The sequence below is a fragment of the Mesorhizobium sp. M1423 genome (assembly GCF_040317575.1).
Taxonomy (GTDB): domain Bacteria; phylum Pseudomonadota; class Alphaproteobacteria; order Rhizobiales; family Rhizobiaceae; genus Mesorhizobium.
Map to the genome: position 1 here is coordinate 384,421 of NZ_JAMYKU010000002.1, position 10,170 is coordinate 394,590.

Here is a 10,170-nt window from a genome sequence, read left to right on the forward strand (position 1 = left end):
TCAGAACCTCATATGCAGCGCAAAATGCGCCGGGTTGAGCAGGCTGGTCACATATTCGATCGGCCGGTCATCGGCGGCGCGGGTCAAGCGGCAACCGCGCAGGAACGGCGTGCCTTGCGGGCAGCCGAGGATTGCGGCGTCCTCAGGGTTGAGCATTTCGATGCCGACCCATTCCTCGCCATGGTCTGGAATGAGACCGGCGCCGCGGAGCGTCTGGTGGAGCGAGCCTTCGCGCAGACCGCGTAACGGCACGTCCTCCAGTTCGGGTGACAATGGCAGGCGGCTGCGCTCAATGGAGATAGCGTGGCCGTCGCTGGCATTGGTGCGCACCCGATCGACAGCGATGAAAAACGGGTTTTCTATACCAAGCAGTGCGGCAAGATCAGGGTCCTCGATCACCTCGAGCCGCAGCGTCCGCGTCTCGGCATTTGCGCCGGCGTTGGCGAGCGCCCGCGACCAACCGATTGAGTCATCGACGGGCTTGCCATCGAAGGTGACGAAAGAGCCGATGCCGACCTTGGTGGTGATCAGCCCGCGGCTGGACAGTTCCTCGAGGCCCTTGCGAACGGTGTTGCGGCTGACGGAGAAACGCTGGACGAGCTCGTTCTCGCTTTGCAACCGGTCGCCGAAGCCCAGAACACCGGAGCGGATTTCATGTTCGAGAACCGTGGCGATCTGTTCGGGCTTGCCCGTACCGGGAGACGATGGGACCACGCGGCGGACCATAGGCATACCTGTTCATTGCACCTGTATAGTCCTGTGCAATGTATCTGCAACGCCAGCTCTGTCAACCGACGGCGGAGGGGCCACACAGATAAACCAAGCTGCTTGATGATACCCAGCGGCCGTGAAGGCCATGCGAGGTGCGGCGGGCGAACGGGGTCGCTGGAGATTCACTGTTCGCTGCTGGAAGACCCCTCGGCTGCCCCGTCACCATCGGCAGAATGCGGCAGAATGCCGAAGTCGCGCGACTTGGTCCCATGCGCCGCCGTCAGGAAGCCATCGGCTGTGAGGCCTCGCCTCAAAAGTTCGCGTACCGCAGCCGACCGGCTCGGCATGCGCTTGTCGAAGCGCCAGTTCTCCAATGCCGCCAGTTCATCGACGGTCAGCATGATCTGCAATCGTTCCGGGCGTTCCAGTTCGGACATCTCGGCCTCCAGCCATACCAGGCTAAAATTAGCTGAGTTAGTATGTTCCTAATTCTTTGTAGAGTTAGGTATATTGGCAGAGTACGTCAAGACCTCCAGATGCATGATCCGTGCAGAAGTCCGATGAAGCGGATCAAGCATCAAATGGGCAATCAACAAAATACGCTAACTATTTGGCACAACACGATTTTTGATGATTTCGCTTGCTAATCGCGGACCCTGGGCGCATGGTAGAACACGAGGGACAAACCGCTCCCGAAAGGAAGGTTTTCCATGCGCTACGGATTTTCGGTTCGCCTGCACGAAGACGTCAGTTCCCGAGTCCGAGCTACATTGCGGTCCGGGATTGCCATCAATCTGACTGCTGTCGCCGAAGCCGCGCGACTGCAGAACCTTGCCGAGAATGTTGCGCGCGAAGACATCGAATGGCTCGTCATGCAAGCAGCCCAGCTCCAAGGCGCAGCTATCGAGTTCGACGGCTTCGCGGAAACCGATCTGGCGGAGTTCGCGTGCCCCGAACCGATGCAAAGCAGTCCCGCGCTGGGTCGGGACGCCTTGGAGGGCGGGGTGACCGTTTCGCCGGATTTTGGCCGTCAAACGCATTGAGGCGCGTGCTCTTGTGAGCCCCCGTCATGCTGCCGCCACGTGCTCGGCAAAAAGCCCGCCATTATGGCGGGCTTTGGACTGATGGAGGTTTGGTGGACGAAGGCCTCTCGGCCGGTCCGACATTTCATTCCGATGTATTCGCCCTAGCGGCGCGCGATCAGCAGGCACAACTGGCGCAAATCGCTGTCATAAGTGCCTTCGCTGCTGAGCACGTCGACGCAGCGCCTCTTCATCCTGGCCAACTTGTCGCTCGACATGTCGGCGACGACCTGGGGTAAGTTGGGATTGCTGGGATTGTTGGGATTGGACGGGCTGCCCGGGTTGGACGGATTGCTCGAATTGGTACCACCGCCGATCCCGACACCGGCGCCGACATTGATGCCGCTGCCGATCCCGACCCCCGCGCCGGCCCTGACGCCGCTGCCGATACCTACCCCGGCGCCGGCGGCAATGCCACCGGAACCGCCGATCGTGGCGCCGGCACCGGCGTTGATGCCGCTTCTGCCCGCGACCGACGCGCCGGCGCCCGCGGCAATGCCGCTGGAACCGCCAACCGTTGCGCCGGCGCCGGCGTTGATGCCGCGACTGCCGCCCAGCGACGCACCGAGGCCGGCCTTGATGCCGCCGCTGCCCCCAACCGTTGCGCCGGCACCAGCGTTGATGCCTTGGCGGCCACCAACCGTCGCGCCGAGGCCGGCTTTGATGCCGCCGTTGCCGCCAATGGAAGTGCCAACACCAACGGCAATTCCGTCCGCGGCATTCACGGGCATCGAGAGCATGAAAACAACTGCGCTGCCCGCCACCGCATCGGTGATTGTTTTGATTATGATGGTCATAACACTCTCCTTGCTGTAGTTGCGCTGAACAGCCCGCGACATCGCCGGTTGCATACCTACTAATTTGCAAGAAGATTATCGGTTTCTTTGCCGATCAACTTACTGGCCTCATGGTATCTGTTCACACAACAGCCGAGTGAAGTTTGTAGTGAAATTTTCCGAAAGTTTTACTTCGGGAAGGTCCTCTGCCGGGTGAAGCAATGCGAGCGTCAACTGATGGGCGCCGCGATAGACGAACGTCGCCGCAACGGTCAGCGATCGAAATAAGGCGAATTCTTAAATCTGAAAACGACTACATCAATCCGACACGAGGCAATAGAAAACGGGCCGAGAAGGTCCGCCATGCGCGTGTTTGCTTCGCCGTGCTGCGCCATTTTTGCCAGAACCTTTCCGTCGCCCGCATTGTTTTCTCTGTAGTCGCCATGCGACGACAACCGAATGATGGAGATCAACATGCTTACGAAAATCGTGACAGCCTCCATACTTGCAGCCGGTCTGGCGACCGCGGTGATGGCCCAGAATGCCAGCTCGGACAACAATGCGCCTGGCAGTGAGAAGAGCGTCGTCGTCCAGCCCAAGCCGAATGGCATCGACCCTGGCACGACCCGCAGCACGATGGGCACGACGGGTGCCATGAACTCCAATGCGGATCAAAACTGCGCTGCAACCCCGCAAGGTGCCCAACCCGATGCGTCCAACAAGCCTGCCGGGACGGTTTCCCCGACTGTCAACGACAACAATTGGGTAAGTAGTAAGCCACGACAATCCGGCTTGCCATCGCAGGTGGGCTTACGGCAGCGGGACCGGTTAGGACTGGTCCCGCTTTACGATGGGCCCAACCGAACCGCGAGATCCAGCGATGCAATCAAATCCGCTCGAGTTCACGCTTTGCGCGGTCGCGCCTTGGGTTTGGTTCCCTCTTTGGCGGCCGGCGTCGGCTTAGGCTGGCGTGCTTTCGGCTTCGGCCGGCTGGCGGTCTCCTGCGCGGCGGTTTCTGCGTCGATCTCGGCGGTAGCCTGATCCCAATGCTGCTGATGCGATCCGTCGGGCCTGCCTGCCTGTTCCCAGATCGCGTGTGCCCGCTGGCGAATCCGTTCCTGCCTGTCCGTCACTGTTGCCTCCGTCGGCTCGGTTCATGCGTAAGCAACTTTGTTCTAGCCGAAATTTCGACCCGCGTCTTGAGCGGCAGGCACCGTTATTGAGCCTCTCTGTCACACAGGACAGCAACGCCGAGGAGCGCCGCCTTCTTGATGATCAGCCCTTCAAGATCGGCGTCCGAGCGCTCCGTTCCGGTGCGTTCGCGCAACAGCGCAATCGCTGCCTTCATCGACAGCAGGCCATCGCCTCGGTCAGCAAGCAGTTTGTCGACGGCTGCGGCCACGTTGGTCGGCTCGACATGCGGCAGCATGGGAATGGCTCCTTCCTTATTCCGAGACGACAGCGGCAGCTCCATCCCGATCGCTCGGGATGGAACTCGATTTCATAAGACCGTGACCTTTCCAAATCCGGTTCGCGGTTTGGGAACGCCGATCACTCGATGACCTGCACGATCTTGCGGGTGCCTGGGTCGACGAGCACGGTGCGATTGCCGACGACGACGTATCTGTACTGCACGTCGGGAACATCGATCGGTTGCAGCTCGACCGTATCGGGCATCGTGGAACCGATATTGAGCTCCACCCCCAGAAGATTGATCGACGCCAACGGGTGCTTGTGGACGTATTCGCGGATGACCGTCTGCTGTTCGGGCGTGACAATCACCTGGTCTGCGGTGGCCACGCCGACGCCGGCGAGCAACACCAACCCCGCCGCAGCAGGAACAAGGTGGATTTTCATCGTCTACTCCTGTTGTTACGGGCCTCGCCTTTACGGTTGCGACGCGGCATTCCGGTCGAAGCGGCGAACCCTCTAGGCAAACGCCCAGGCCACCTTGTTGTTCCGTAAGTGGCGGCTAATCGAATAGCGGTGAAGTGCCCGTTCGGTGCGGCGAATGGACTGCGGATGAACTGCGGTGGCCCGCGTCGCAAGACGCGGGCCGATCGGTTTCCCGATCAGCAGCGATACCGGAGGGGGTGATATCGGCTGCGTCTAAAACAACATTTAGGACAAGCTAATGTTCCTAGGCGACTGCAACAAACCTGCCGGCTCGAACGGCGCGGCGTTACCGCCCGTCGCAGCCCCATGGGCAGCCCCTGTGGCAGCAAATGAAGCGGCTACTGCTTGGGCGGCTGTGGCGGCACATCGCCGGGCTTGATCACCGGGGTCCTGCCCTCATCCGGCGGCGGCGCCGCCATGCCCTGATCGCCCGTTGGCGGCGGCTTCAGCACGCCACCGCACGGCTCGAGCGTATCGGACAAATTGTTGCCGGCCGGCTGCTGCTGCTGGCTGTTCTTGTCCGGCGGCTCGACCTTGCAGCGGTCGGATTGCGACTGTTCGCCCGGCTGCGCGGACGCTGGCACCGCCAGCACCAGCGCGCCTAGCATGTACGGCAAGAAAATGAGCGGTCTCATGTCGAGCTCCTTTCGCGCCAGGATCGTCTGACTTGTGAAGCCAGGCAGGCGCGATTGGTTCCGTCGTGCGGCAATGCGCCCGGACCGCAGTGTCCCGGGAACCGGCCGCCAGACTTATGAGTTCAACCACTGAGCCAGTTCAGGGCCGCCGACATTATGGAGAACCAGCGATGGAACCGCGCAGGAAAGAACGAACCGACGACGAGACGGAGAGCCCGTCCATCCAGCAACAGGACTGGGATGCCATCCGGAGCGGGAGAATCCTCCCAGACGGCGTGCCGCAAAACGGCGACATCCGTTACGATGTCGAGAAAGACGGCGAACTGCCGGAGGAGGACGACGATAACGCTTACCAGGAAAGCGACGAGGCCTTGCCGGACGATACCGATGAACGCGTTATTTCACGCGATCTCGCACGCGAAGGTGGTCCTTTCGACGAGGAATGAGCGACTGCCTTTCGCACTGCCCTCGCTGTCCGCGTCGGCGGCCGGATGAAAAAACCCTGCTTTCAATTCGGGAGGTCGAAGACCGGCTCCTGGCAGCGATAGACCAGACATTGACCGTCACGCGTCTTGATATAAGCGGCGCGCGGCAGCTGCGGCCAGTCGCATTCATTGCCGAATCGGCGGACGTATCGGTCGTAGGTGTTCCGTCCGGTGGTGAGCACCACCGAGCGATGCCTCTGGATCAGAAGCTGTGTCTGTTCGCACGTCATCGCGCGGCTGTCCGGCCGGGCGTAGGCCGTCGCGGCAAACAGAAGCGCCCCGGCTGTCAGGACTGCCGCTTGTGTCAGGACTCTGGCAAGCATGACACCATCTCCCGTGAAGCCTAACGCGCATCTTGGTCTGGCAGGCGTCGGATCGAGCCGCCCTGTCGCGAAGGAAAGATCGTACAGAATGCTAGGGAAAATGCAAAAAGCCCGCCGCACCTTTCGACGCGGCGGGCTCAAATGAACATCACTCTTTTGTCAGGCTTGGGCGGCTTACTCCTCCTTCACCGGCCCGAACCGGCGCACGATCACCTCGAAGACGATATCCGATAGGGCCGATAGGCGGCAAGCTGGTTAGTGCGGCGCCTCCGGTCCAGCTCCGCCAGCAGGCTGAGATATTCCTTCCTTGCCGCCCGGCTGGGCGAAGCCTTTTGCGAAGTCCGGCTTCTCGAGGAACGGCCTAAGGACGGCTTCGAGGCCGCGGATGCGCTGCCTGATTTCGTCATCGCTCAATGCATCCAGATTGTTGATGTTGACACTAAGATCCTTGGGCAGCACCGAGAGCACGAGCTTCAGATACTGATCGGGCTTTTCGGCGCGCACCTCGGCGATGACGCCGGCGCCATGGGCGCGGAAATCGGCGCGGATCGCTTCGAGGAAGCCGTCGGCCAGCGTCTTCTTCGCCCGCTTGGTTCGCTTGCCGGGTGCTTGATCGTGCGGCTGGGGATCGCCGGTGGAAGGAGCCTTGGCCATGCCCTACTCTGCCGCCCCGGCGGAGATCGCCGGCTTCTTGTTGGCTGGCCGCACAATGCGCTTGCGCGGCTTGGCCTTCTTGCCGGCGCGTGCCGACTTCGGCTTGTGCGGCTGGCTCGCCGGCTTCGCATCAGTCAGCGTGCCGGGCTTCATCGCACCGGCGTCAGGCAAGGCATTCAGCCGTGCCCTGAGAATTGCCACCGCCTTGCCGTCGAGTGCTTCCGACGGGAAGCCGAAGCCGCCGACCGCATCGACGGTACCGCCACGCAGCATACCGATCCGCACGCCGGCGGCGACCAGTTCGAAGCGGCCGATGCGTGCATAGGGTGCGGCGCCGGCGAACTCGCCAATGGCGCTGACGACCTCGTGGCCGTCATCGTCGGTGATGATGGTGGCGTAACGGTTGGACATGGTGCGTTTCCTAGGATGGGCGCACGCGGGCGCGTTAATCTGAGGATCGTCGAGGTCGCGTTCCTTCGCGCCCCCCTCTGTCCTGCCGGACATCTCCCCACAAGGAGGGAGATTGGCTGTCATCACCGCTTTCGCCAATTTTGTAGGATGCAAAAAAGGTGCTGTCGCCAAAGCTGCCGATCTCCCCCCTCGTGGGGGAGATGCCAAGTGGTGGGAAGAGGGCAGGACAGAGGGGGGCGCTGTCCCGCCGACTTACAGCCGGCAGCACGCACACCATTCGATCGAAAAGGAAGCCTGAAACAAAAAACCCGCCTCGGCGGGCGGGTCGTTGGAGCCAATTGGCACCATACCCAAATTAGTAGCATAGCTGCCGGCACAAAGCAAGAACAAAATGTGGCACCAGCGGAAAAAAATGCACTGACGACCTCGCACCCTTCATCGGTGGACGGCTGGAAAGAGGGGTTCTTTGGCGAGAAAGGCGGGGCATTGCGTGAGACTTGCGTTGATGGGATGGTGTTTGCGCTTGAGGGGAACGCGTCATGGGCAATGTCACCGGTCACTACGGCAGCGACGGCATCGTCGATCGCATATTGGCCGCGATCCCGGACGCCGACCCGGCCGGCAAACTCGCCGCCGCGCAACTCTATCCATTCGATCAGCTCCATGGCCGCGAACTGATCGCCACGCGGGAGCATGCTGCCCGTCTTGCGCCTTCGCCGACAGATCGGATCTTGGATATCGGCAGCGGCATTGGCGGGCCGGCAAGATTTCTGGCCTCGACCTATGGCTGCCAGGTCGACGGCATCGACCTGACGCCGGCCTTTGTCGCCGCGTCGAGCCGACTGACCGCACTCAGCGGATTGTCCGACAAGGTTCGCTTCCATCAGGCCGACGCGACGAAATTGCCTTTTGGCGACAGCACGTTCAATGCGGCGATCTGCTTCTATGTCGGCATGAACATCGAGAATAAGGCCGCGGTCATCGACGAGGCCTGGCGCGTGCTGAAACCGCGAGGCAGGCTGATCTGGACCGAGGCCGTGCTCGCCGGCGGCGAGCCGTACTACCCCATGCCCTGGGCGGTTTCGCCGGCGACCAGTCACCTCGCCGATCGGGAAAAATTGAAAACCCTGTTTGCAGATGCCGGGTTTCGCATCGACGAGATCGTCGACGAAACCGGCGAACATGTTGAGCTGGCGCTGCAGAGAGCCAATTCCGGCATCGTGCCCTCGCCGGCGCAGCAGCAGGCAAATGAAATCGTCATGGGCGCGGAATTCCTGCAGCGCCGCCGCAACTACATCCGAAGCCTGAGCGACGGAAAGCTCGCCTCGCTCGCCGTAATCGTCTCCAAACCGGCCTGAAACAAAAAACCCGCCTCGGCGGGCGGGTCGTTGGAGCCAATTAGCACCATACCCAGATTAGTAGCATAGCTGCCGGCACAAAGCAAGAACAAAATACGTTGCGGCGGCAAAAAATGCGAGGTGGTGGGCGAGCACACCGGCCGGCGAGACGCCACCGTCCGGATCAGAACAGGCATTCGCGCGTTTGAAGCTTAGCCAATGGGAGCAAAAGCCATGAACGTCGCCAATCTGCAACTCGAAGGCCTGCTTATGGCCATCGCATCGATCAATCAGGTCCTGGTCCGCAAGGGCGTGCTCTCTGTCGAGGAGATAGACATCGCCTTGCGCAAGGCCGAAGCCAGCGAGACCAACGAGGAAAGGTCCGAAGGCATGTCGGCGTCGAGCCGCGACGCCGTCAACTTCCCGATCCGACTGCTGGAGTTGGCCAATCAGTGTCAGCCGGAGACGGACATGCCGTCCTTCTCGAAACTGGCGCGCATGGTCGGTCAGATCAAGGAACCTTACAACGACCAGATGTGACGCGGCGATCATAACTGGCGCCGCGATCGGAGTTGACACAGCGATAACGGCTGCCGTGCCGGGCTGGCGGCGACTGCTAGCGGCCCTGCATGATCCTGATGACCTTGCTGTTGTCGGCGGTTGGCGAATGCAGCTTCACACAGTCGGCGTAGGTCAGTCTGCCACTGGCAATGGCATTGCTGATACGGCTGCACAGGGCCGTCTCGTACTCGCCACGCTCACATTCATGAACGCAGCGTAAGTCTTCTTTTCGCCGAGCGACGTGGATTTCTCTCTTGCAATGCAGTCCTTGATGACCAGGCGCTTCACGGCAGGGCTGCCTTCAAGCGTGGCATGCATCGTGTTGAATTCGCCTTCGGTCAACGTGGTGCAGCCGGCAAGCAGTGACGCGCCGATCATGGCGGCAGCAAAACGCGTGGCGATGTTCATGAATTCCCCCTCAAGACCCGTGTCTTGCTTAGCCCGTCGAAAGTGGAAGTACAGAGGGAATGCAGGCGCCTCTACAAAAAGCATAAACCTAGAACGCCCGTTACTTTAGCTGTCGCTTTTATTGCACTCGACCTGCGATGGCCTGAATGACGGGACCCGGCCGTGCTCGATGTCACGACGATGCTGGTGCGGATCGAGACGCCGGATCCGAAATTCCGGCATCACCCCCTGCCAAGCTTCAGCGCCAGGACGCGGCCTGGCCCGTGCACGGCGGCAAACAGCAGCCCGGCCAGGAAGGTGAAATGGTCGACGAAGAAGCCGAACTCCGCCTGGTTGCCGGCCCAGTGCGATGGCCCGTGGAAGGCGAAGCCCAGGAACAGCACATAGGCGCCGGCGACGAGTGCTGCCCAGGAGAAGAAGGCGCCGGTCAGGAAGCATAGGACGAGGACGACCTCGAGCAGGGCTGCGCACCAGGCCAGGAACAGCGGGAACGGAAATCCGGCCGCCGCGATATAGCCGGCGGTGGCGCCGATATCGATGAATTTGAAGGTCACGGCCATCAGGAAGACGGCGGCAAAGATCAGGCGGGCGACAAGGATTGCCGCGGTCTGCCACGGCGACTGAACGGATGATTGAGTGGTTTCCAAGGTCATGATGTCCTCCCAAGAGTTGCGACGGTTTCGCCCCAAGGACGCACCACCAGCCGCAAGCCCGACATCATCCCCCGAAAAACCTGCAGGATACAAGCGCGTAGCGGGCCAGACATTGCAGAACCTGGTTCCTCGCCCAATGGAGGCAGGGCGCATATGGGCAAGTGGGCCCCCACCCCCCATTACCACACAAGATATAAAGGGAAATAAGTGCAAAAAGACCAAAACCCCCGCGGCGGGG

At 61.3% G+C, this 10,170-nt stretch carries 17 protein-coding genes; 4 read left to right on the forward strand and 13 right to left on the reverse strand.

The annotated features are described in order from the left end of the window. Positions 1-726 (reverse strand): GntR family transcriptional regulator, encoded by a 726-nt coding sequence (locus tag NKG95_RS04660; protein ID WP_023721297.1) that lies wholly within the window; start codon positions 724-726, stop codon positions 1-3. A 167-nt stretch (positions 727-893) separates the two neighbouring features. Then, entirely contained in the window at positions 894-1,148 is a 255-nt protein-coding gene (locus NKG95_RS04665; RefSeq protein WP_023721298.1) for a hypothetical protein, read from the reverse strand. A 273-nt stretch (positions 1,149-1,421) separates the two neighbouring features. Here NKG95_RS04665 and NKG95_RS04670 point away from each other — a divergent pair, with 273 nt between their 5' ends. Then, positions 1,422-1,754 carry a hypothetical protein gene (locus NKG95_RS04670; RefSeq protein WP_023721299.1) on the forward strand — a complete coding sequence of 111 codons (333 nt, stop codon included), beginning with the start codon at positions 1,422-1,424 and terminating at the stop codon, positions 1,752-1,754. A 143-nt stretch (positions 1,755-1,897) separates the two neighbouring features. On the opposite strand, the gene NKG95_RS04675 is transcribed toward NKG95_RS04670, so the two are convergent. The 6 genes from NKG95_RS04675 to NKG95_RS04700 form a co-directional block, all read right to left on the reverse strand. Further along, positions 1,898-2,590 carry a hypothetical protein gene (locus NKG95_RS04675; RefSeq protein ID WP_353040066.1) on the reverse strand — a complete coding sequence of 231 codons (693 nt, stop codon included), beginning with the start codon at positions 2,588-2,590 and terminating at the stop codon, positions 1,898-1,900. 251 nt (positions 2,591-2,841) lie between these two features. Beyond that, entirely contained in the window at positions 2,842-3,225 is a 384-nt protein-coding gene (locus NKG95_RS04680; protein ID WP_353040067.1) for a hypothetical protein, read from the reverse strand. Between the two features lie 246 nt (positions 3,226-3,471). Beyond that, positions 3,472-3,702 carry a DUF2934 domain-containing protein gene (locus NKG95_RS04685; RefSeq protein WP_352546988.1) on the reverse strand — a complete coding sequence of 77 codons (231 nt, stop codon included), beginning with the start codon at positions 3,700-3,702 and terminating at the stop codon, positions 3,472-3,474. Between the two features lie 83 nt (positions 3,703-3,785). Next, positions 3,786-4,043, reverse strand: coding sequence for a hypothetical protein (locus NKG95_RS04690; protein ID WP_353040068.1), 258 nt, complete (start codon positions 4,041-4,043; stop codon positions 3,786-3,788). A gap of 77 nt (positions 4,044-4,120) precedes the next feature. Beyond that, the gene (locus NKG95_RS04695) at positions 4,121-4,426 is read right to left on the reverse strand and encodes a DUF1236 domain-containing protein (RefSeq protein WP_353040069.1); all 306 of its coding nucleotides are present in this window, start codon (positions 4,424-4,426) and stop codon (positions 4,121-4,123) included. 377 nt (positions 4,427-4,803) lie between these two features. Continuing rightward, positions 4,804-5,100, reverse strand: coding sequence for a hypothetical protein (locus tag NKG95_RS04700; RefSeq protein WP_353040070.1), 297 nt, complete (start codon positions 5,098-5,100; stop codon positions 4,804-4,806). A gap of 170 nt (positions 5,101-5,270) precedes the next feature. On the opposite strand from NKG95_RS04700, the gene NKG95_RS04705 reads away from it, so the two are divergent. Continuing rightward, the gene (locus NKG95_RS04705; RefSeq protein ID WP_353040071.1) at positions 5,271-5,546 is read left to right on the forward strand and encodes a hypothetical protein; all 276 of its coding nucleotides are present in this window, start codon (positions 5,271-5,273) and stop codon (positions 5,544-5,546) included. Positions 5,547-5,608: 62 nt separating this feature from the next. Here the strand turns inward: NKG95_RS04705 and NKG95_RS04710 are convergent, their stop codons facing one another. The 3 genes from NKG95_RS04710 to NKG95_RS04720 form a co-directional block, all read right to left on the reverse strand. Continuing rightward, a complete protein-coding gene (locus NKG95_RS04710; protein ID WP_353040072.1) occupies positions 5,609-5,908 on the reverse strand; it encodes a hypothetical protein in 300 nt (99 codons plus the stop codon). 255 nt (positions 5,909-6,163) lie between these two features. Then, positions 6,164-6,562 (reverse strand): hypothetical protein, encoded by a 399-nt coding sequence (locus NKG95_RS04715; RefSeq protein ID WP_023718144.1) that lies wholly within the window; start codon positions 6,560-6,562, stop codon positions 6,164-6,166. Between the two features lie 3 nt (positions 6,563-6,565). Continuing rightward, positions 6,566-6,973, reverse strand: a complete 408-nt coding sequence (locus NKG95_RS04720) for a hypothetical protein (RefSeq protein ID WP_353040073.1) — start codon at positions 6,971-6,973, stop codon at positions 6,566-6,568. 539 nt (positions 6,974-7,512) lie between these two features. Between NKG95_RS04720 and NKG95_RS04725 the strand changes: the two genes are divergently transcribed. Then, a complete protein-coding gene (locus tag NKG95_RS04725) occupies positions 7,513-8,331 on the forward strand; it encodes a class I SAM-dependent methyltransferase (RefSeq protein WP_353040074.1) in 819 nt (272 codons plus the stop codon). A 213-nt stretch (positions 8,332-8,544) separates the two neighbouring features. Further along, positions 8,545-8,850, forward strand: coding sequence for a hypothetical protein (locus NKG95_RS04730; RefSeq protein ID WP_023675713.1), 306 nt, complete (start codon positions 8,545-8,547; stop codon positions 8,848-8,850). Positions 8,851-9,003: 153 nt separating this feature from the next. Here the strand turns inward: NKG95_RS04730 and NKG95_RS04735 are convergent, their stop codons facing one another. Then, positions 9,004-9,279: a hypothetical protein gene (locus NKG95_RS04735; RefSeq protein WP_353040075.1), complete on the reverse strand. Its 276-nt coding sequence runs from the start codon at positions 9,277-9,279 to the stop codon at positions 9,004-9,006. A 221-nt stretch (positions 9,280-9,500) separates the two neighbouring features. Continuing rightward, positions 9,501-9,932: a DoxX family protein gene (locus NKG95_RS04740; protein ID WP_352481623.1), complete on the reverse strand. Its 432-nt coding sequence runs from the start codon at positions 9,930-9,932 to the stop codon at positions 9,501-9,503. Between the last annotated feature and the right edge of the window lie 238 nt (positions 9,933-10,170).